Here is a 21,634-nt window from a genome sequence, read left to right on the forward strand (position 1 = left end):
TGTGGCGGCCCCTCACCGGGCAGATTTCCCCCTGTCGCCAAGCTCACGTATCACTCCCGTGGGCATACCCCTAAAATTTGGGTTACTTAACGGTAATTAGCGTCCTTGGAGCGTGAGAGACCTTGGCCGGATCGGCTGACTTCGACCTGTACCGCCCGTCCGAGGAGCACGACATGCTCCGCGACGCGATCCGTTCGCTGGCCGAGGCGAAGATCTCGCCCCATGCCGCCGCGGTCGACGAGGATGCCCGTTTCCCGCAGGAGGCGCTCGACGCCCTGGTCGCCAACGATCTGCACGCGGTGCACGTACCCGAGGAGTACGGCGGCGCGGGCGCCGACGCGCTCGCCACGGTCATCGTGATCGAGGAGGTGGCCCGCGTCTGCGTCTCCTCCTCACTCATTCCCGCCGTGAACAAGCTGGGCTCGCTCCCGGTGATCCTGTCCGGCTCCGAGGAGCTGAAGAAGAAGTACATGACCCCGCTCGCCAAGGGCGACGGGATGTTCTCGTACTGCCTCTCCGAGCCGGACGCGGGCTCCGACGCGGCCGGTATGACGACGAAGGCGGTCCGCGACGGCGACTTCTACGTCCTCAACGGCGTGAAGCGCTGGATCACCAACGCGGGCGTCTCCGACTACTACACGGTGATGGCGGTCACGGACCCGACCAAGCGCTCGAAGGGCATCTCGGCCTTCGTGGTCGAGAAGGCCGACGAGGGCGTCTCTTTCGGCGCACCGGAGAAGAAGCTCGGCATCAAGGGCTCCCCGACCCGCGAGGTCTACCTCGACAACGTCCGCATCCCCGCCGACCGCATGATCGGCGAGGAGGGCACCGGCTTCGCCACCGCCATGAAGACCCTGGACCACACCCGCATCACCATCGCCGCCCAGGCACTCGGTGTCGCCCAGGGCGCCCTCGACTACGCCAAGGGCTACGTCCAGGAGCGCAAGCAGTTCGGCAAGCCGATCGCCGACTTCCAGGGCATCCAGTTCATGCTGGCCGACATGGCCATGAAGATCGAGGCCGCCCGCGCCCTGACCTACCAGGCCGCGGCAGCCTCGGAACGCGGCGACAAGAACCTCACGTTCCAGGGCGCGGCCGCCAAGTGCTTCGCCTCGGACGTGGCCATGGAGGTCACCACGGACGCGGTCCAGCTGCTGGGCGGCTACGGCTACACCCGTGACTACCCGGTCGAGCGGATGATGCGCGACGCGAAGATCACCCAGATCTATGAGGGCACGAACCAGGTCCAGCGCATCGTGATGGCCCGCAACCTGCCGTAACCGAGTCCTCCGGTACGGCACTGTCCTCCGGTACGGCACTGAGGGCGCCCCTTCTTCCTGGGGCGCCCTCAGTGCTTTCCGGCAGCGGAAGCGATACGGCAGGTACGACGGGCCTCACGCGGCGGACATCAGGGCCAGGGAGCCGACCACGGGTGCCATGTAGACCAGGGGGAACGCGATGTGGGAGTACCAGCGTGCCCGGATCACCGTGATGACGGCCAGGGAGAAGTAGAGCACCAGGCCGATTCCGGCGGCCACACCGATGGGAGGCAGCGCCAGGCCGACCAGCAGACCCACCGCGCCGGCCGCCTTGGCGATGCCCAGCCACACCCACAACGAGCGGGGAACGCCGTAGTCCGCCAGCGGCTTCACCACCCACTCGGCGCGGGTGAAGACGGAGTAGGCGGAGAAGGCCGCCAGCAGTGCTGCCAGTACGGTGACGACGACGTAGACGGTGAACATCTCAGGAGCTCCTCGAAGATCGTGGATTGTGCCGGCGGGCGTGGAGTAGAACCGGTCGGGACTGCTTGTTCACTGACCTGACACGGCGCGATCCAGGAATGTGACGGGCCGGCGCGCTCCTTGCCCGTGCATCGCCAATACCTGTGTGTACCAGGGGCGTTGAGTCGCCCGCAGGCACCGTTCGGCGGGGGCGCCGGCCGGCTCGGCGAGGTCAGTCAGGCCCAGCGCTTCGAGGTCCTCCTCCAGCTGAACCAGCCCGGTGAGCCCGCGCGCCACCGACTCCGTCCACGCGTCCGGGGTCCGGGACGGGAAGGGCCCCGCCGATCCCGTCGGCGGGGCCCTTCCCGTAAGAAACGGACGGTCAGTTGCCCGACACGGTCACCGTCTCGTCGTTCTTCAGCTCGTCCACCAGCGTCTTGACCTTCGCCTTGTCCCAGACGAGGTTGCTGCCGGTGGAGCCGGAGATCGGCATGTTGATGGACTTGCCGTCGCCACCGGTGACGCCCTTCATGGCCCAGAACATGTCGGCCAGGTCCCACAGGCTCATGTCCTTGTCGACGACGAGGGTGTCGAGGCCGGCGCTCATCGTCGGGTAGAGCTTGAAGGGGTTGAGGACGGTCGACGGGGTCGCGACCTGGTGGGCCAGGGCGGCCAGGAACTTCTGCTGGTTCTTCGTGCGCTGGAGGTCGCTCGCCGCGAAGGCGTGCCGGGTGCGGACGAAGGCGAGGGCCTGCTCGCCGTTGAGGGTCTGCTTGCCCTTCTTGAAGTCCGCGCCGGAGTACTTGTCCTTGAAGCCCTGGTCGAGGGTCATCTCCACGCCGCCGACCGAGTCGACGATGTCCGCGAAGCCCGCGAAACCGATCTCCACGTAGTGGTCGATGTGCAGCCCGGTGTTGTACTCGACGGTGCGCACCAGCAGGGTCGGGCCGTCGAACGCGTAGGCCGCGTTCAGCTTGTTCGCGCCCAGCGGGCCCTTGATCTTGCCGGACTCGGATCCGCGGAACGTCGGAATCGTCACGTTCGAGTCGCGGGGCAGCGAGATCAGCGTCGAGCCGTTGTCACCGGTGTGCAGGATCATCATCGAGTCCGTGCGCTTGCCCTCGGCGGACCCGGTGTGCAGCTTCTTCTTCTCCTCGGCGGACATGCCCGCGCGGCTGTCGGAGCCGACGATCAGGTAGTTCGTGCCCTTGCCCCCGTCGGGCCGGTCGATGACCTTCGAGAGGTCCACGTCGCGGTTGAGCTTGGAGTCGGCCCAGAAGTACGTGCTCACGGACACCACGACCAGCAGCGTGACCAGCGTGATCGCGGTCCACTTGATCCGGCGGCGCCAGTTCGGCGCGGGCCGCGGCCCCCGCCCGCCGGGCCCCTCGGGACCGCCGCCACCGCCCGGCTGCCCGTAGACCTGGCCGGTGTTGTACCCGCTGTCGTAGCCCTGGTCGGAGCCGTCGTCGTACCCCTGTCCGTCGGTGTACGACGGCTGCTGGGGCACCCCCTGGCCGTACGGCGGCGCGGACGGGCCCGGACCGGGCGCCGTCGGGCCGCGCCGGACCTGGCGCATCACACGCGCGCTCTCGGGCTGTGCGCTGCCGCTGCCGCCGCCGTAGCGGTTGCTGCGGCGGTTCTCGTCGGACCAGGCGTCGGGCCAATCACTCATGCCGACCAGTGTGCAGTGCCGCACTGTGTGCCTTACAAGAGAGTGCGAAGAATCATGGCAGGGCTGTTGCAGAGCTGATGCAAAGCAACCCTTGCGCGCCCCGGCATATGGTGGACGGCATGACAGACCAGGCTCCCACCCCGGAATCCGATATTCCGGGCAAGCCGACCTCCGCGTCCCGGACCACCCTCAGCCACATCATGACCCACAACGACACCAACCTTCTTGGCACGGTGCACGGCGGCGTCATCATGAAGCTGGTCGACGACGCGGCCGGCGCCGTGGCCGGACGGCACTCCGGAGGGCCCGCGGTCACCGCCTCGATGGACGAGATGGCCTTCCTGGAGCCGGTCCGAGTGGGCGACCTCGTCCATGTGAAGGCCCAGGTCAACTGGACCGGACGTACGTCGATGGAAGTCGGCGTCCGCGTCCTTGCCGAGCGTTGGAACGAGTCGACCCCACCCCAGCAGGTCGGCTCGGCCTATCTGGTCTTCGCCGCCGTCGACGCCGACGGCAAGCCCCGACAGGTGCCGCCGGTCCTCCCGGAGACCGAGCGCGACGAGCGCCGCTGCCAGGAGGCCCAGATCCGCCGCACCCACCGGCTGGCCCGCCGTCGAGCGATCATGGAACTCAGGGAGAAGCGGTCCGCCGAGGGCCTCGACGAATAGGCACGACGAATAGGTATACGGAGACCAGGGCGCCGGGGTTCGGTCCGATGACGCCAAGTACCGGCGATGCCCACGGACACACCGCCTACGGACACACCGCCTACGGACACACCGCCTACGGGCAGACCACCTGGTCTCCGGTGACAGCCCCGAACTCCCCCTGTTGGGGATCGTCCGCCCGCACCCGCCTGACCTGCTTGAAGTCCGTTCCCGCGATGACCTTCATCAGCGGCCCCTGCCCTTTGACCGCGCGCAGCTCGCAGCCCGGCAGGGCGGCCGCGAGGGACTTCGCCGAGCGGTCCCAGCGGGGGTCGTAGGCGACGACGGTGCGCTTCACGGCGCGGTCGGCCGCGTTGGCGGGCTGCCGTGTCGTACGGAACCCGGTGCCGCGCAGCGCGCTGTCCACGCGCTTGCCGAGGCCCTCGGTGGCCGTCCCGTTCTGGACCTGGACCTGGATCTGCTGCGGGGCGACGTCGACGCGCAGGGCCTTGCTGCGCGCCTTGTGCGCGGCGAGCGGCTTGTCGTCGCGCAGGGACTGGAAGAGCTTCTTGGACTTGGCCTCGTCCCACTTCAGGGTCGAGCCGATGCCCTTGACGACGTATCCCATCTGCCCGATCGGCACGGTCGTGAACTCGGAGGAGGCGGGGGAGAAGTTCCGCATCGCCCGGCCCAGGTCGAGCAGCTCCTCCGTGCCGAAGCCCTTGTCGGCGCGGACCGAGCCGAGCACGGCGTGTGTGACGTCACGGAACTTCAGCGGGTTCAGCAGCACTCCGGAGGAGGTCGCCTGCTCGATCAGGGCCGCGAGGAAGCGCTGCTGGCGCTGCATGCGGCCGAGGTCGGAGGACCCGTCGGCGTGCCGCGAGCGCACGTACTGCAGGGCCTGCCCACCGTTCAGCTGGTGCGAGCCGGCGGTGAGGTCGAGCCCGGTGTAGGAGTCCTTCAGTGGCCGTACGGTGCAGACCTGCACGCCGCCGAGCACGTCCACCGTCTTCATGAAGCTGGTGAAGTCGACCTCCAGGTAGTGGTCGATCTTGACGTGGGTCATGTTCTCGACGGTGCGCACGGTCAGGTTGGGGCCGCCCTCCGCGTACGCCGCGTTGATCTTGATGGGGTGGGGGCCGTGCCGCTTGCCGGTGGTCTCGTCGGTGTGCGCGGGCGTCTCGGCGTACGAGTCGCGCGGCAGGCTGACGACGCTGGCCCGCTCCCGGTCCTCCGAGATGTGCACGATCATGATCGTGTCCGTGCAGTGGCAGGGGGCGCCGCCGAGCCGGTACTTCTTCTTCTCCTCCGGCGTGATCTTGTCCCGGCCGTCGGTGCCGACCAGCAGGACGTTCATGCCGTGGCCCGCCTGCGGGCGGTTCTTCATGTCCTTGAACGGGTCGACGCGGGCGATGTCCTCGTCGAGGCCGGTGACGACCGCGTGCCCGATGCCCGCCGAGGCGAGAACGACCACGGAGAGCGTGGTCACCACCCGCATGCCCCAACGTGGCTTCCTGGGCCGTACGGCGGGCCGCCGTACGGGGGACGGCTGCGGGCGGCGCCGGGGCGGGGCGGGGGAGCGGGGCGGCGTGGGCAAGGGGGACACCTCCGCGTCGGCCGGGTGTGGGGGATCCGTGAGCACCGTAGGCCCATACGATCTGCGGCCCGGGCCTGAGGGCGGGCGGCGCGCGCCCGTGTCCCCCATTCGCGGTAACGTGACGCCTGATGAGCGAGAAGTCTGACGTGCAGCCCCCCGCCGTATCCGTGATCATGCCGGTCCTCAACGAGGAGCGGCATCTGCGCGGGGCCGTCCAAGCGATCCTGGCGCAGGAGTACGACGGCGAGATGGAGGTGGTCATCGCCATCGGTCCGTCCTCGGACCGTACGGAGGAGATCGCCGCCGAGCTCGCAGGAGAAGACCCGCGCGTCCACACGGTGCCGAACCCGACCGGCCGCACCCCCGCCGCGCTCAACGCCGCGATCAAGGCGTCCCGCCACCCGATCGTCGTCCGCGTCGACGGGCACGGCATGCTCTCGCCGAACTACATCTCGACGGCCGTACGGCTCCTGACGGAGACCGGCGCGCAGAACGTCGGCGGCATCATGCACGCCGAGGGCGAGAACGACTGGGAGCACGCGGTCGCCGCCGCCATGACGTCGAAGATCGGCGTCGGCAACGCGGCCTTCCACACGGGCGGCGAGGCGGCCCCCGCCGAGACCGTCTACCTCGGTGTCTTCCGGCGCGAGGCGCTGGAGCAACAGGGCGGCTACAACGAGGAGTTCATCCGCGCCCAGGACTGGGAGCTGAACTTCCGCATCCGCGAGGCGGGCGGCCTCATCTGGTTCTCGCCCGAGCTGAAGGTTTCCTACCGGCCGCGGCCGAGCGTGCGCGCCCTCGCCAAGCAGTACAAGGACTACGGCCGTTGGCGGCACGTCGTCGCCCGCTACCACGAGGGCTCCATCAACCTGCGCTACCTCGCCCCGCCGACCGCGGTGTGCGCGATCGCGGCGGGCATCGTGGTCGGCGCGGCCCTCACCCCGTGGGGCTTCGTCATCCCCGGCGGGTATCTCGCGGCGATCGCCCTCGGCTCCGTACCGGCGGGCAAGGGCCTGCCGCTCAAGGCCCGGCTGCAGATCCCCGTCGCCCTCGCCACCATGCACATGACGTGGGGCTGGGGCTTCCTGACCAGCCCGAAGGCCCTCGCCAAGAAGGTCATCGCGTCGCGCCGCCCGGCGGTGCTCGCCTCGAACTGAGGCCAGGTGTACGACAGTTGGGCCCCTCTCCGGCAAGGAGAGGGGCCCAACCGCCTTTGCGCCCAACCGCTTTACGACCAGGTGAAGCCGGGGTTCACCTTCATGCAGGCGTCGGTCTTGGCGCCGTTGAGGGCCTCGGCCGTGTCCGGGATCGAGTCGTCCTCCGCCGTGGCCTTGTAGGCCGTCCCCGTGCGCCAGTCGGCACCGACGACGAGCGTGACACCCGAGACGTCCGTCGACTTCTTCACCGAACCGAACGGGATCCCGAGGGACTTGGCGACCTTCTGGGCGTCGCCCTCAAGGTCGGCGCTCGGGTAGCGGATGACGGTCTTCTCCTCGGCGGTGGCCGTCGTCGGGTCGGCGGTCGCCTGCGCGAAGCCCTTCCCGACGAGCAGGTCGCGCACCGTGCCCGCGCGCCCGGAGACCGGGCCGAGCGCGGTCGTCCGCGTGCCGTTCTGCACGAGCACGCCGATCTTGTCGTCCGCCGCGGCCGGGTCCGAGGAGGCCTTCTCCGCGGTGCTTTTCTTCTTTTTGCTCGTACCGTCGAGCGGGATGTCCTCGCGGACGAGCCGGAACAGCTTCGTGGCGTCGTCGGTGGGCGCCACGCGCGCGCCGACGTACCGGAACGGCATCGTCGTCATCGTGATGCCCTTTGTGGGCACCTTGCGCAGCTCCTTGCTGAGGTCGTAGAGCTTCGCCACCGTGCCCAGGTCCTCGTCGACGGTGAGCGCGTTGGTGGCCGTCTCGGCGAGCGCCCGCAGCTTGCCCGGGTTGCTCAGCGTCGCGTTCTCGCGCAGCTGGCGGACCATCGCGTTCATGTACTGGTGCTGTGCCTTGGCCCGCGCGATGTCGGTGCCGTCCTCGAAGCCGTAGCGGGTCCGCAGCCACTGCAGGGCCTGCTTGCCCTTGACGTAGGTGGTGCCCTTCTTCAGCTTCAGCCCGGAGCCGTGCCCGCGGCTGTCCTTGGAGTAGATGTTGGCGTCCACGCAGACCGGGACGCCGCCGATCGCGTCCGCCATCGACACCACACCCGAGAAGTCGATCTTCATGAAGTGGTCGATGTGGATGTCGGTGAGCTTCTCCCAGGTGGCCACCGTGCAGCCGGGGCCGCCGCGGCCGAGCGACTGGTTGGTCATCACCCTGCCGACGGTCGCCGCGTACACCTTCCCGTTGTCCGGGTCCGTGCACTTGGGGATCTGCAGCAGCGTGTCGCGCGGCATGCTGACCACCGACATGTTGGTGCGGTCGGCGGAGACGTGCAGCAGCATCTGGACGTCGGCCAGGGGGACCCCGCCGAAGGTTTCCTTGGCGCCGCCGAGCTTCTGGTTCTCCTTGGTGTCCCGGGCGTCCGAACCGATCAGCAGGATGTTCAACGGGGTCTGACCGGCCGCGTTCGCCTTGGACTCGGCGGCCCTGTCCTTCTCGTCCCCGATGTTCAGCTTGTCCTTCTTTATGTTGGCGTTCAGGTGCTGGTAGTAGAGATAGCCGGCACCTGCGGTGCCGAGTATCAGGACCGCCAGAACCATCGCCGACCAGCGCAGGATGCGACGTCTGCGACGTGGGCGCCCCCCGCCCCCGCGCCGGCGCCCGCCGCCTCCGCCGTGCCGGCCGTGCCCACGCGGCTGTGCCGACGGACCGTCGCCGTCACCGTCCGCCGGGCCCCCCTGCCCGTCGTACCGGTCCTCGTCCCAGTCCGCTTCGCCGGCCTGCCCGGCGCGTGGTCGCGTTCCCTCCCCACGCACACTGCTCTGCGCCATTTCCCTGCCCTCCCCACCCTGCGCCCGCCGATCGGGCCCGTCCCGCGCTCTGTGTCCCTGTGCTGCGCCCCTGCGTCCGTCACGTCCTGTCGCGTCCGTCTCCCGGACACTCCTGTGGTGTTAGACGCACGACGGGCCCGTCAGGTCATCAACCGACGCACACCGATTTGGCTGTCACGGCCCCTCGCCCCCCACCCGAGCGCCGGAGCGGCCTGGACGGGAGCGTACTTGAGGGTGCTTCGACGCGTGTTTCGCCGGAGTTTCGGAGCCGGCCGGACCTGAACGCGGCTCATCATTCTGCAGCGAGGTAAGAATTCCCTGTGCGGAGGGAACCCGGCCTCAGAACCGGTAGGGCTTGTACACGTCCATGCAGTCCCCGGTGTCCGCTCCGTGCACCGCGTCCGCACTCTCGGGCAGGTCACCGGCCTTCGGCGCCGACTGCTTCGGATAGGCGGCACCGCTGCGCCAGTCCGCACCGACAGTCAGCGTGAGTGCGGTGACGTCGGCCGAGGCGCGCACCTGACCGCTCGGCACCCCCAGCGCGGCCGCCACGGAGAGGGCGTCGGCCTTCCCCTGGGCACCCGAGCTCTTCGCGTACGTCACCAGGGTCCGCGTCTGCGGATCCGGCGTCGCACTGGCCAAGGCCCGGGTGAACCCCTTGCCCTGCAGGACGCCCGCGACGGCCGTGGCCCGCTGCCCGACCGCCGCCACGCCCTCGCCGCCGGTGCCGTTGACCACGGTGACCGCCAGCGTCCCGGCCGGCGTGGCCGCGGGACCGGTGGCGGTCGCCGTGGGACCGGGCGAGCCGGACGCGCTGCCGCTCTTGCCGTCCTTGCCGCCCTTGTCGAACGACACGTCGTCGCGGACCATCGCCCACACCTTGTCCGCGTCCGCGGGCGCGGCGACCAGGTGGTCGTCGTCCAGCGGGTCCTGGACCGTGGGCATGGTGGTCATGGTGAACCGGCTGGTCGGCACGGTCTTGAGCTGTGCACCGAGGTCGTACAACTTCTTGACCGTCCCGATCTCCTCGGAGACCTTGAGGGACTTGGTCGCCGCCTCGGCGAGATCCGTCAGACGGCCGACGTCGGTGAAGCCGTTCTGGCTCTTCAGCGTGCGGATCATCGAGTTCATGTACATGTGCTGCGCCTTGGCGCGGCCCAGGTCGCTGTAGAAGGCGTGCCGGGTGCGCAGCCACTGCAGGGCCTGCTCGCCCTTGACCTTCCTCGTGCCGGCCTTCATCTTCAGGCCGGAACCGCCGGAGACCCTGGGCAGCGGCCGGTCCCACACGTTCTGCTTCACACAGACGTCGACGCCGCCGACCGCGTCCGCCATCTTCACGACACCGGCGAAGTCGATCATCATCCAGTGGTCGATGTACACGCCGGTCAGGTTCTGCCAGGTGGCCAGCGTGCAGCCCGGACCGCCACGGCCCAGGGACTCGTTGATGACGGTGTTCTTGGCGGGGTACTTCTCCCCGGTATCGGGGTCGGTGCACTTCGGGATGTCGACCCGGGTGTCGCGCGGAATGCTCACCACGGAGGCGCTCTTCCGGTCCGCGGACAGATGGATCAGCATCTGGACATCGGCCAGCGGCTTGCTGCCGACGCTCTCCTTGTGGCCGCCGAGCTTCAGGTTCGCCGCCGAGTTACGGCTGTCGGAACCGATCAGCAGGATGTTCAGCGGGGTCTGCCCGTCCGCGTTGGCGTCCGCCTTCTTGACCCCGGACTCACCGCTGTTGCGCTGGCCCTTCTTGATGTTGCCGTTCAGATGGAGGTAGTAGAGATATCCGGCGCCGGCCGTCCCGAGGATCAGGACGGCCAGGGATATCGCGATCCCGCGGAGCATGCGGTGCCTGCCGGGTCTGCGCCGACCGGGCCGCTGTCTGCCGCGCCGGTGACCGGCTCCGGAACCGCCCAGGCCGTCACCGCCACCCCCGTCGGAGGCCGCTGCCGAAGCCGTACCCGCCGGTGAACCGTTTCCCCTCCCCGGTCCGCCGCCCCGCCGTACGCCCCGCCGCGTGCGCTCCCCGCGCACACCACTCTGCGCCATCCCGCTGTTCTCCCCACCCCTGGCACCACACAGCACACGGGTGCGTCCCCGCAGGCGTACGACTTCGTACGACGCGGGGACGCACCCGTCAGCTCACTTGGCGCACACCGTTTTGTCCGCCGTGGACTTGTCGACCTCCGGCGCCTTCGAGGTCATCGAGACCCCGGCGCCCTTGAAGTCCTTGCCCAGGGTCAGCACGATCGCCGGCAGCCCCTGTGCGTTCTTCTCGCTCTTGCCGGGCTTCATCGCCGAAGCGGACAGCCCCATGAGGTCCGCCAACTTGCGCGCCTGATCAGCCTGGTCGGGAGCGTATTCGAGGGTCGTCTTGGCGAGCTCAGCGTCCGCGTTCCCCAACTGACTGGACTTGAGCACGCCCTCGTCGTTCTGGAGCCAGTTCAGCGTCTCCTGTGCGGAGCCGGCCTCGGCGCCGCCGTTGTAGATGTCGACCCGGATGTCGGAGGCGGCGGAGCGCGAGCCCTTGAGGCGGGCGGCGACCGCGGCCTTCTCCTTCTTCTCCTTCTGCTTGACCGTCGTCAGCGAGACGTCGTCCTTGATCGCTGAGAAGAGTGCGGGGGCCCTCGTCTTGTCGACCACCACCGTCGCGTGGACCTTCTCGGCCGGGTTGTCGACCACCGGCACCGTCGTGAACGAGATGTTCTTCGGCGGCACCTTCTTCAGCTCCATGGCCATGTCCTTGAGCGTGCTGACCTTGCCGATGCCCTTGTCCACGGTGAGCGCCTTGGTGGCCGCCTCGGCCAGGTCCAGCAGCTTCGTGGGGCTCGTGAGGGTCTTGCTGGAGCTCATCTTGCGCATCAGCGAGGCCATGAACTGCTGCTGCACCTTGATGCGGTCGAGGTCGCCCTGGTTGCCGAAGCTGTGCCGGGTGCGGACGAAGGCGAGTGCCTGCTCACCCTCGATGTTGTGCTTCCCGGCGGAGAGCTTGAGATGCGAGTCGGGGTCGTTGACGTCCTTGGCGAGACAGACCTCGACACCGCCCACCGCCGAGGTCAGCGTCTTGACCGCGTTGAAGTCGACCATCGCGAAGTGGTCCGGCTCGATGCCGGTGACCGCCTTGACCGTGCGCATGGTGCAGCCCGGGTCCCGGTTTTCCTGGCCGAGGCTGGTGTTGAAGCGCACGTTGTCCGTGCCCGTGATGGTCTTGGTGCTGCCGTCGTCCTGAATCGTGTCGCAGTCCGGGACGTTCACGATCAGGTCGCGCGGGATGCTCAACGCGGTCGCGTTCGTACGGTCCTTGGAGACGTGCAGCAGGATGTTGGTGTCGGCGTGGCCGACGCTGTTCTTGTCGCCGTAGCCCTCGTTGCCCGAGCCGGTGCGCTTGTCCGTGCCGATGATCAGCAGGTTGAAGGCCTCGTCCTTGCTGAAGTAGCTCTTGGCCGCGTCACCGACGTCCGTCGTCGTGACGTTGCCCTCGAGGTGCTTGAGGTAGGCGTAGGCCGCCGCGGAGACCGCGACGAGCACGAAGGCCATGCTGCCGCCGGTCCACAGCAGTATTTTCTTCGTCCGCGACTTCTTGGGCTTCGTCCGCCCCCGCCGCCGCCCGGGAGGCGGCTCGGCCGGCGCGCCACGGCGTCTGCGCGGCCCCGGCACCTCGGTGTCGGGAACGGCGCCGGGAGCCTGGCGCGACCCCCGGCCCGGCGCGGTGCGCCCACCCGCGGCAGCGGGGGCCGCACGACGGGCGGATCTACGGGGGCCGGGAACTCCCGACTGCGCAGCGGAAGGCTGTAGTCGCAGTTCGTAGTCACCGGTGTCGGGGTTGAGTACCCACTGGTCTGCGGGGTCGATATCGTCCGCCCGCCCACGGCCTTGCGCGTCCACGGTTGTTTAAGTCCTCCGTCGGGGCCACGCGGCGCCTTTCCCCCTCAGAAGGCGCTCGGTCAGTCGGTCCAGCAGTGCGCGACCCCAGGACGGGCCTCGTGGTCGGGTGCACCGGATCGCTCACACTATCCGCCCAGTTCAGCGCCAAGCGACGGCGGTGACAAATTCCACGTCCCTACAACTGGGCAATCCGCCCTATTTCTCAGAGACTTCTTAGCTCTGGCGTTCCCCGGCTTGGTGTGCGCTTTACCCGCAGGTGTCCTCGGCGGCCGTGTTCCCGCGGAAAGTGGGTGCCGGATCGGGAGTACCGGCACGCGAACCGAACCGCTTTCCTGCCGACTTTCCGTCCTCGTACGACTCCTCTTCGTAGTCGTACGACGATTCGTACGAGTCTTCGTCATCACCCCCGTACGAGTTCTCCGCCGTGCTCTCCCCGGTGTTCCCGGTCGCGTTGCCGGTCGCGTTCCCAGTCGTGTCCCCGGTTCTGTTCTCGGTCCGGTTCCCGGTCGAGCTCTCCGTCGTGCGGGTCCTCGCGGCGGAATCCTCCGGAAGTTCCTTCGCGACCTCGACGGCCGTGTCCGCGCGCAGCCGGGCGAAGAGTTCCTTCGCCGCGGGCTCCACGAGCTGGTCGCGATTGGCGTTGTAGACGTACGGCGTCCGGGGCACGGTCAGGAATTGCACATGTTCCGTGGGGATGTGGCGCAGGCCGCGGACGAGTTGGTAAAGCCCGCGCAGGCTCGCCAGTTCCGGGTCCGTGGTGAGGGACGAAGTGGCCGCGTCCAGCACCGGATAGAGCTTCACGGGATTCAGCAGGACGTCGTTGCTCTGCACCTTGTTGACGAGCGCGCCGAGGAAGCGCTGCTGGCGGTCCATGCGGTCGGTGTCGCTGCCGTCGCCGAGGGTCTTGCGGGCGCGTACGTAACCGAGCGCCTGCTCGCCGTCGAGCGTCACCTTGCCCGCGGGCAGCCGCAGCTTGGCGGCCTTGTCGTTCACCGGTTCCTTCAGGCACACCTCGACACCGTCGACCGCGTCGACCATGTCCTTGAAGCCGTTGAAGTCCACGACCATGTGGTGGTCGATACGGATGTTCGTGAGCTTCTCGACGGTCCGGATCGTGCAGGCCGAACCGCCGAACTCGAAGGCGTAGTTGAACATCGCGAACATCGGCTCGGTGCGGCTGCCGTCCGGACGGCGGCAGTCGGGCACGTTCACCATCAGGTCGCGGGGCAGCGAGACGGCGGTGGCGCTGCGCCGGTCGGCGGACAGGTGCAGCAGGATCGTGGTGTCGGAGCGCTCGGTGCCGGAGTCGCGGCCGTACTTGCGGTTCTCGTCCCCCGACCGCGAGTCCGACCCGATCAGCAGGATGTTCTGCGCGTCACGCACCAGCGAGGTGGGCCGCTCCTTCTCGTACCGGGCGAGCTCGGCGGCCGCCGCGTTGTCCGGCGTGATGTTCGCGTCCAGCTTCTCGTACGCGGCCCAGCCGGCCCCCGCGACCCCGACCACCAGCGCGACGACCCCGATCGCGGTGTACCGCAGCCGGCGCCGCCGCCGTCGTATGACCCCGGCGCCGGTCGGGGACGCTCCGGAGGGCGCGCCTGCGGTGTCGGTCACGGATCGGTCCACCCCTCATGGCGTACGAGCGTGTCGTCCTGCGTGCTCTTACGACGATGGCGTGGGGCGGGGCGGGGCGCGGCTGGTGCTGGGCCGAACGGGTGGCGCGGACTGGTTGCCTTGACGGCAACCGGTTCCCCCAGGGGACCGGCCTAAGGTAACCGGTTCCCCTGCGGCGACCGGTTCCCTGAAGCGACCGCCCTAGGGCGACCGGTTTCCCCTAACGGCGAGTAGCCGTCACCCGCTCACTCTCGATCCGCTTGGCAAGTGCGTCCTCGCCCACCTGCTCAAGATGACGGCACAGCACCACGGACCCCCCGGCAGCGAGCGGCGAGTACAGCCCGGCGCTGAGCCCCTCCCATGTGTCGTACGACAACCCGGAGAGGAGCCGTGACCCGGGCCCCGTGAGGTCGAGCCCGGGTGCGTCCGCCCTGGCCCGCTCGACGACCTCGGCGCCCGTGTACTCGCCCCCGGCGACGACCAGCGCGGGCGCCTCCGGGTCCACGGGCGCGTACGCCTGGAAGCGGTCCCCCTGGCTCGGCACCTCGACGGCGTAGTCGGCGAACCCGGCCGGCGGCTGCGGGAAACGCCCGCCGAGCGGCCGTAGCGCCAGTGCGATCCGCTCGCCGGAGCAGGCGCGCGCCGCGTCCAGCGTGTCGGGACCGCTGACGACGAGGTCGGCGGCGGCCGGATCACCCCCGACGTCGGCGACGACTCCCACGGACGCGCACGCCATCAGCCACACCGCCGTCTGCCAGTGCGCGGGCAGCAGCAGCGCGACCCGGTCGCCGGGCTCGGCGGACAGCTCGCCCTGGAGGAGGTTGGCGGTCTTGGCCACCCAATTGGCGAAGGTGGCCACGGACAATTCGACACGTTCGCCGGTGGCGTCGTCGTAGAAGGTCACCAAGGGGCGCGCGGGGTCCGCGGCGAGCGCGGATCGCAGCAGGTCGGCAGGGGTGCGGTCGGTGGCGTTCACGCGGGCAAGCGTACGCGGGAACGGGGGGCGGGGGCCGCCCGGTCGGGCCAACGGGCGGGTCCCGCAGGGCCACCGGTTCGGACGAGCGCAGCCGACGGTCCGTCAATTCCCCGATGGACAGATATGTATGACTATGTCCAAGATCAGGAGCATGCGTAGATTCCTTGCCAGCTCGGTCGGCGTCACCTGCGCGGCCGCACTCGCCCTTCCCCTGGCCCTGCCCGACCCGGCACAGGCCCGAGCCCCGGCGGTGACCGCCGAGCCCGCCGTCCCCGGCAGCACCCAGTCCCTGCCGCTCGTCCCGCTCGCCGGTACCCGCTCGCTCGGTCCCGCCGCGTCCGAACAGGGGCTCCCCAGACGGGACGTACGGTCGTTCTCGCTGGTCGGCGTCGTCTGGGACAACCCGAACAGCGAACTGCACGGCCACGTCCAGGTCCGTACCCGCGACGCCGGAACCACCCACTGGTCCGGCTGGCAGGACGTCGAGACGCACTACTCCGACGACGCGGCCGACCTCGACAGCGCCGAGCGTGCCTCGGGCCATGTCCGCGGAGCCACCGCACCGCTGTGGGTGGGCGCCTCGGACGGCGTGGAGGTGCGGGTCCAGGCGGAGCTGGCGGAGGGCGACGAACGGGCCGGGGCAACCGCCGACTCCCCGCTCCCCAGGGGCCTGCACCTCGAACTCGTGGACCCCGGCGCGGACCCCCCGCGCGCGGGCACCCGCCGGGCGGAGCCGACGGGCGGCACATCCGTGGTGGAAGCCGCGGCGGCCGACGCACTCAACACGGAGCCGGTGGATGCCGCTGCCGCCAACGCCGGTCTCGCCCCCCTCGGCGCCACCGAGATCCCGGCGCTCACCAAGCAGCAGACCGAGCGGGACCCGGCCACCCAGGAACTGCTGGCGGCCCAGGGGAGCCGGCAGCGCGCGCAGCCGTACATCGGACCGCGCCCGCGCATCATCACGCGCCGCGGCTGGGGCGCCGACGAGAACCTCCGCGAGCGCGGCTTCGTCTACACGAAGAAGGTCAAGGCGGCCTTCGTGCACCACACGGCTTCGGGCAACAAGTACCGCTGCTCACAAGCCCCTTCAGTCATCCGCAGTATCTACCGCTACCACGTCGAGAGCAGCGGCTGGCGTGACATCGGCTACAACTTCCTCGTCGACAAGTGCGGAAACATCTACGAGGGCCGTGCGGGCGGTGTGGCGAAGCCCGTGATGGGTGCCCACACCCTCGGTTTCAACACCAACAGCATGGGGATCGCCGTCCTCGGCAGCTACGGAGCCACCAAGCCGACCAGCGCCGCGCTCAAGGCCATCGCCCGGCTCACCGCATGGAAGCTCGGCCTCTACGGTGCGAATCCGCGCGGCAAGACATACCTGAAGTCCGGCGGTGGCAATCTCTACCGAAAGGGAAAGAACGTACGACTCAATGTGATCTCCGGACATCGGGACGGGTTCGCCACAGAGTGCCCAGGGCGGCTCCTGTACGGCAAGCTCGGCTCGGCCCGGCGCACGGCGGCCCGCTACCAGGGGAGATAGCTGCTGGTGCGGCCGTCGAATGCGCCATCGAACGGTCTGCATACACTGGCCCGCCGTACATGGTTCGGCGGGCCCCAGCAGGAAGCAGAGACGACAGGTGACAGAAGCGATCCTCCTGGTCGGCGGCAGAGGCACCCGGCTGCGTCCGCTCACGATGAACACCCCCAAGCCGATGGTCCCGGCGGCGGGTGTCCCCTTCCTCACGCACCAGCTGGCGCGCGCGAGGGCGGCGGGCGTCGAGCACATCGTCCTGGCGACCTCCTACCTGGCCGAGGTCTTCGAGCCCTACTTCGGCGACGGTTCGGCGCTGGGCCTCCACCTGGAGTACGTCACCGAGGAGGAGCCCCTCGGCACGGGCGGCGCCATCCGCAACGTGGCCGAGCGGCTGCACTCCGGCCCCGACGACCCGGTCCTGATCTTCAACGGCGACATCCTGACCGGTCTGGACATCCCGGCGCTGGTCGCCACGCACCGCTCCACCCGCGCGGACGTCTCCCTCCACCTCACCCGTGTCGAGGACCCGCGCGCGTACGGCCTGGTGCCGACGGACGCGACCGGCCGCGTACAGGCGTTCCTCGAAAAGCCGCAGACCCCCGAGGAGATCGTCACCGACCAGATCAACGCGGGGGCGTACGTCTTCCGCCGCTCGGTCATCGACACGATCCCGGCGGGCCGCCCGGTCTCGGTGGAACGCGAGACGTTCCCGGACCTCCTCGCCACCGGAGCCCACCTCCAGGGCATGGTCGACTCCACCTACTGGCTGGACCTGGGCACCCCCCAGGCCTTCGTACGCGGCTCCGCCGACCTCGTCCTCGGCCGCGTTCCCTCCCCGGCCGTCCCGGGCCGCTGCGGCGACCGCCTGGTCCTGCCCACCGCCTCCGTCGCCCCGGACGCCAAGCTGACCGGCGGCACGGTCGTCGGCGACGGCGCCCATGTCGGCGAGGGCGCCCGCATCACCGGCAGCACCCTCCTGACCGGCGCCGTGGTCCAACCCGGCGCCGTCATCACCGACTCCCTCATCGGCGCCCACGCCCACATCGGCGAACGCACCCTGGTCTCCGGCACGGTCATCGGCGACGGCGCGATCATCGGCCCCGACAACGAACTCCGAGAGGGCGTACGCATCTGGTGCGACGCGAGGATCCCCGCGGGAGCGATCCGCTTCTCATCGGACCAGTGAAGGTGTTCTAGCCCGTCCGGCGTTTGAGGACGAGGCCGTCCAGGCCGAAAGGCAGGGGCAAGGGGGCGCAGCCCCCATATCCACGGGAAGGGCAGGGGCGGAGGGGGCGAAAACCACAGGCCCCCCGCCCCACCCCGGGCCTGCCGGGGTCACAACTTCCCGATGTCCCCCCGGGGCATCCGCGGCGCCCGCCGAGCAGGAGTACGCCCGGACAACAAGATCAACCGCGCAGCCCGATGCCGCTGCCCCGCATAGGGCGCAAGCAGCGACAACATGACGGAGTCATCCGCGTCCCGGTCGCCCGCCAGGGCATACCCCACGATCCCGGGAAGGTGCAGGTCCCCGACCGTCACCGAATCCGCCGCCCCATGACTCCGCTGCACAACCTCCGCCGAGGTCCACGGCCCCACCCCCGACACCAGCTCAAGCCGCTGCTGCGCCGCCTCGGGCGAGAACCGCACGGCTTCCTCCAGCCGCGCCGCGACCCGCACGGCCCGCAGAATCGTCGAGGCCCGCTTGTTGTCGACCCCGGCCCGGTGCCACTCCCAGGACGGGATCAGCGCCCAGGTCCGCGGCGCGGGCATCACGTACATCCGCTCGGGCGCGGGCCCCGGCGCCGGCTCCCCGAACTTCCGTACGAGCAACCGCCACGCCCGGTACGCCTCGTCGGTGGTGACCTTCTGCTCCAGCACGGAGGGAATCAGCGCCTCCAGCACCAGCCCGGTACGGGTCAGCCGCAGCCCGGGCCGCCGATGACGCGCCGCCGCCACGATCCGGTGTCGCGGCTCGAACGCGGAGGGATCGTCCAACGAGCCGAGCATCTCGGGCAGTTGCTCCAACAGCCACCCGGCCCCGGGCCCCCACGCCTCACCGTGAGCCACCCCGCCGCGCAGCGCGACCCGCAGCGTCCCGGGCCCGGCGGGCGTCCGGCTGGCCCGCCACACGGACCCGTCCGGCGTCGTACGAAAGGTCGGATCCCCCGGCCCCCGCCGCAGCGGCCCGAGCACCAGCCCAAGATCGAGAGGCCCGTCGGACGTCCACGTACGCCGACTCCCAGGCGCAGGAGCAGGCCGAGGCACCCCCGAGGGCACACCGACATGCCCCCCACGCACAGTCGTACGCGTAGGCCGCGGAGCAAATCGTCCAGCCAAGAGAAAGACCCCAGGGACACTCGAAAAGGGATGCCCTACGAGGGTAGGCGCTCCCCCCACCCGGCACGCCCGACTCAGCCCACCTCACCCGAGCCGGAGGCGGGGGCTCCACGCACCCGCACCGACGACGGCCCGCAGTCGCCCTTCGGCGGAAGGGGCCGTGCCGGTACATCAAATGCCCGTCGCGTACGTGGTCACACGCAACTCAAGCCATCCCGGGATACAGAAGTGACCACGTACGCGACGGGCGGATGCACCGGCACGGCCCCGACCCCCCACCGGCACCGGCCGCACCGCGAAGGGCGCCTCGCCAGATCACCGCACCGCGAAGGGCGCCTCGCCAGATCACCGCACCGCGAAGGGCGCCTCGCCAGATCACCGCACCGTGAAAGGCGCCCCCGCCAGACACCGCACCGCGAAAGGCGCCCCCGCCAGATCACCGCACCGCAACAAACTCCGCCGCATCCCGCTCCGCCCGAGCCCGAGGCTCCTCCGCCGCGTGCCCCACAGCCACAGCCCCCATCGGATCCCACCCCTCCGGCAGCTCCAGCACATCCCGTACGACATCCCGGCAGAACATCGTCGACGACACCCACGCGGAGCCCAGCCGCTCCCCGGCAAGGGCGACCAGGAAGTTCTGCACGCCCGCACCGGCGGCGACCACGAACATCTCCCGCTCGGCTCCGTCACGCCGCGCGTCCCCGTACGCATGGGAGCCGTCCATCACCAGACACGGCACGACCAGATACGGCGCCCTGCGCAGCAGATCACCGCGCCGCACGCGCTTGGCGATGGACTCCTCGCTCTTCCCGTCGCGCCGCAGATCCGCGATCCACGCCTCGCGCATGGCGTCGAGCAGCCGGGTGCGCGACTGCGCCGACTCCAGCAGCACGAACCGCCACGGCGTGGTGTGGTGCGGCGCGGGCGCGGTGACGGCCGCGGCGACCGCCCGCCGGACGGCACCCGGGTCGACGGGTTCATCCGTGAACGCCCGGACGGTACGCCGCTGGGTCACCGCTTCCCGTACCGCCTCCGACGTGCCGAGCCGGAACATGTCGTCGTGCGCACCCCGCACCATCGCCCGCGTCCCCTCGCCGTCGTCCTCGGCCACCACATGGGGCAGCCCCCGTACGACGGCGACGGGCAGCCCGGCGGCCTTGCCCTTGACCAGGTCGCCGGCGGCGGCGAGTTCGTCGGCGATGGCGACGACGGTCGCGCTCAGCGGATTGCCGTGCGCGTCGGTGCCCCCGCGCAGGTCGTCGAGGACCCGCACGCCCGCGGCGCCGATGGCGACATCGGTGAGTCCGGTCCGCCAGGGCCGCCCGAAGGTGTCGGTGACGACGACGCCCACGTCCACACCGAGGGCGTCGCGCAGGCCGTCCCGGATCGCCCGGGCCGACGCGTCGGGGTCCTCGGGCAGCAGCAGCACGGTCCCGGCAGGGGTGTTGGAGGCGTCGACCCCGGCGGCGGCCATCACGAGCCCCTGCCGGTTCTCGACGATCCGCAGGGCACCGCGGCGCGCCACGACCCGCACGGTCTCGGCGTCGATGGCCGCTTCCCGGTCCGTCGCCTCGACGACCCGCCCCTCCGCCTTGGAGACGATCTTCGAGGTGACGAGCAGCACGTCCCCGTCGACGAGACCGGGCTCGGCGACGGCGATCAGCTTGGCAAGGTCGTCACCCTGCCGGACCTCGGGCAGCCCGGGCAACGCCCAGACTCGGTAACCCGCGGATTCCCCACTGCCGCCGCTACGTCCTTCACTCAAAGCGCCCGCACCTCCTCCGCCAGCGCCAGCGCCTCACGCGCCATCTCCGCGGTGGTCTCGAGGTCGGACATCATCAGAGGCACGGCCCGGCACCGGATGCCGGCCTCTTCCACCCGCTCCACGGCACCCGCGTCCACCGTGTCGACGAGCCAGCCGTCCAGCAGCCCCGAGCCGTAGTGCTCGGCGACGGCGGCGGCCGTGGACTCCACGCCCACCGCCGCGAGCACCTTGTCGGCCATCCCGCGCACGGGCGCGTCCCCGACGATGGGGGAGAGACCGACCACCGGGACGCCCGCGTCGGCGATCGCCTCGCGGATCCCGGGCACGGCGAGGATCGTGCCGACGGACACGACGGGATTGGACGGCGGGAAGAGGATCACGTCCGCCTCGGCGATGGCTTCGAGCACCCCGGGCGCGGGCTTGGCCTGCTCGGCGCCGACCGGCACCACGGCCTGCGCGTCGACGGAGGCCCGCAGTCTGACCCAGTACTCCTGGAAGTGGACGGCCTTGCGCTCCCCGTCGATCTCGACGGCCACATGCGTCTCCACACGGTCGTCGGACATGGGGATCAGCCGCACGCCCGGCTTCCACCGGTCGCACAGCGCCGCGGTGACGGCGCTGAGGGGGTAGCCCGCGCCGAGCATCTGGGTCCGCACGATGTGCGTCGCGAAGTCGCGGTCGCCGAGCCCGAACCACTCGGGCCCCACTCCGTACGCCGCGAGCTCCTCCTTGAGATGGAACGTCTCGTCGGCCCGTCCCCAGCCCTGCTCCTCGTTGATGCCGCCGCCGAGTGTGTACATCACCGTGTCGAGGTCCGGGCAGACCTTCAGCCCGAAGAGATGGATGTCGTCCCCGGTGTTGCCGATGACCGTGATGTCCGCGTCCGGCACGGCCCGCTGAAGACCACGCAGGAACCGGGCACCACCGATGCCGCCTGCCAGAACCACAATGCGCATGAGGACAAGTCTTGCA

The 21,634-nt window shown here is 70.1% G+C and carries 16 protein-coding genes; 5 read left to right on the forward strand and 11 right to left on the reverse strand.

The genetic code is table 11. From position 1 onward, the window contains the following. Positions 1–122 precede the first annotated feature (122 nt). Positions 123–1,280, forward strand: coding sequence for an acyl-CoA dehydrogenase (locus AB5J56_RS26970; RefSeq protein ID WP_369235841.1), 1,158 nt, complete (start codon positions 123–125; stop codon positions 1,278–1,280). Between the two features lie 114 nt (positions 1,281–1,394). Here AB5J56_RS26970 and AB5J56_RS26975 read toward each other — a convergent pair whose 3' ends face one another. Together AB5J56_RS26975 and AB5J56_RS26980 are read right to left on the reverse strand one after the other, a co-directional pair. Then, a complete protein-coding gene (locus AB5J56_RS26975) occupies positions 1,395–1,742 on the reverse strand; it encodes a DoxX family protein (protein WP_369235843.1) in 348 nt (115 codons plus the stop codon). Positions 1,743–2,103: 361 nt separating this feature from the next. Beyond that, the gene (locus AB5J56_RS26980) at positions 2,104–3,396 is read right to left on the reverse strand and encodes an LCP family protein (RefSeq protein ID WP_369235845.1); all 1,293 of its coding nucleotides are present in this window, start codon (positions 3,394–3,396) and stop codon (positions 2,104–2,106) included. A 119-nt stretch (positions 3,397–3,515) separates the two neighbouring features. Between AB5J56_RS26980 and AB5J56_RS26985 the strand changes: the two genes are divergently transcribed. Next, positions 3,516–4,064 carry an acyl-CoA thioesterase gene (locus AB5J56_RS26985; protein ID WP_369235847.1) on the forward strand — a complete coding sequence of 183 codons (549 nt, stop codon included), beginning with the start codon at positions 3,516–3,518 and terminating at the stop codon, positions 4,062–4,064. A gap of 115 nt (positions 4,065–4,179) precedes the next feature. Here the strand turns inward: AB5J56_RS26985 and AB5J56_RS26990 are convergent, their stop codons facing one another. Next, on the reverse strand, positions 4,180–5,640 hold the full coding sequence (locus tag AB5J56_RS26990; protein WP_369235849.1) for an LCP family protein: 1,461 nt from the start codon (positions 5,638–5,640) through the stop codon (positions 4,180–4,182). 128 nt (positions 5,641–5,768) lie between these two features. Here AB5J56_RS26990 and AB5J56_RS26995 point away from each other — a divergent pair, with 128 nt between their 5' ends. Next, positions 5,769–6,797: a glycosyltransferase family 2 protein gene (locus AB5J56_RS26995; protein WP_369235851.1), complete on the forward strand. Its 1,029-nt coding sequence runs from the start codon at positions 5,769–5,771 to the stop codon at positions 6,795–6,797. A gap of 71 nt (positions 6,798–6,868) precedes the next feature. Here the strand turns inward: AB5J56_RS26995 and AB5J56_RS27000 are convergent, their stop codons facing one another. From AB5J56_RS27000 to AB5J56_RS27020, 5 genes are all read right to left on the reverse strand, one after another. Beyond that, the gene (locus AB5J56_RS27000) at positions 6,869–8,554 is read right to left on the reverse strand and encodes an LCP family protein (RefSeq protein WP_369235853.1); all 1,686 of its coding nucleotides are present in this window, start codon (positions 8,552–8,554) and stop codon (positions 6,869–6,871) included. Positions 8,555–8,893: 339 nt separating this feature from the next. Continuing rightward, positions 8,894–10,399, reverse strand: a complete 1,506-nt coding sequence (locus tag AB5J56_RS27005) for an LCP family protein (protein ID WP_369235855.1) — start codon at positions 10,397–10,399, stop codon at positions 8,894–8,896. A gap of 297 nt (positions 10,400–10,696) precedes the next feature. Beyond that, the gene (locus AB5J56_RS27010; RefSeq protein ID WP_369235857.1) at positions 10,697–12,439 is read right to left on the reverse strand and encodes an LCP family protein; all 1,743 of its coding nucleotides are present in this window, start codon (positions 12,437–12,439) and stop codon (positions 10,697–10,699) included. Positions 12,440–12,685: 246 nt separating this feature from the next. Next, positions 12,686–14,050, reverse strand: coding sequence for an LCP family protein (locus AB5J56_RS27015; protein WP_369235859.1), 1,365 nt, complete (start codon positions 14,048–14,050; stop codon positions 12,686–12,688). A gap of 220 nt (positions 14,051–14,270) precedes the next feature. Further along, positions 14,271–15,026, reverse strand: coding sequence for a TIGR03089 family protein (locus tag AB5J56_RS27020; RefSeq protein WP_369235861.1), 756 nt, complete (start codon positions 15,024–15,026; stop codon positions 14,271–14,273). Between the two features lie 151 nt (positions 15,027–15,177). Here AB5J56_RS27020 and AB5J56_RS27025 point away from each other — a divergent pair, with 151 nt between their 5' ends. Together AB5J56_RS27025 and AB5J56_RS27030 are read left to right on the forward strand one after the other, a co-directional pair. After that, entirely contained in the window at positions 15,178–16,566 is a 1,389-nt protein-coding gene (locus AB5J56_RS27025; RefSeq protein WP_369235863.1) for a peptidoglycan recognition protein, read from the forward strand. A gap of 97 nt (positions 16,567–16,663) precedes the next feature. Beyond that, positions 16,664–17,746 (forward strand): sugar phosphate nucleotidyltransferase, encoded by a 1,083-nt coding sequence (locus AB5J56_RS27030; RefSeq protein WP_369235865.1) that lies wholly within the window; start codon positions 16,664–16,666, stop codon positions 17,744–17,746. Positions 17,747–17,895: 149 nt separating this feature from the next. On the opposite strand, the gene AB5J56_RS27035 is transcribed toward AB5J56_RS27030, so the two are convergent. The 3 genes from AB5J56_RS27035 to cofD form a co-directional block, all read right to left on the reverse strand. Next, positions 17,896–18,897, reverse strand: a complete 1,002-nt coding sequence (locus AB5J56_RS27035) for a DNA-3-methyladenine glycosylase (protein ID WP_369235867.1) — start codon at positions 18,895–18,897, stop codon at positions 17,896–17,898. A gap of 436 nt (positions 18,898–19,333) precedes the next feature. Next, positions 19,334–20,662, reverse strand: a complete 1,329-nt coding sequence (locus AB5J56_RS27040) for a coenzyme F420-0:L-glutamate ligase (protein ID WP_369235869.1) — start codon at positions 20,660–20,662, stop codon at positions 19,334–19,336. After that, positions 20,659–21,618, reverse strand: a complete 960-nt coding sequence (gene cofD, locus AB5J56_RS27045; protein WP_369235871.1) for a 2-phospho-L-lactate transferase — start codon at positions 21,616–21,618, stop codon at positions 20,659–20,661. Before cofD ends, AB5J56_RS27040 begins: the two co-directional genes overlap by 4 nt. Positions 21,619–21,634: the final 16 nt, after the last annotated feature.

Origin of the sequence: Streptomyces sp. R21 (assembly GCF_041051975.1) — a bacterium.
Taxonomy (GTDB): Bacteria; Actinomycetota; Actinomycetes; order Streptomycetales; family Streptomycetaceae; genus Streptomyces.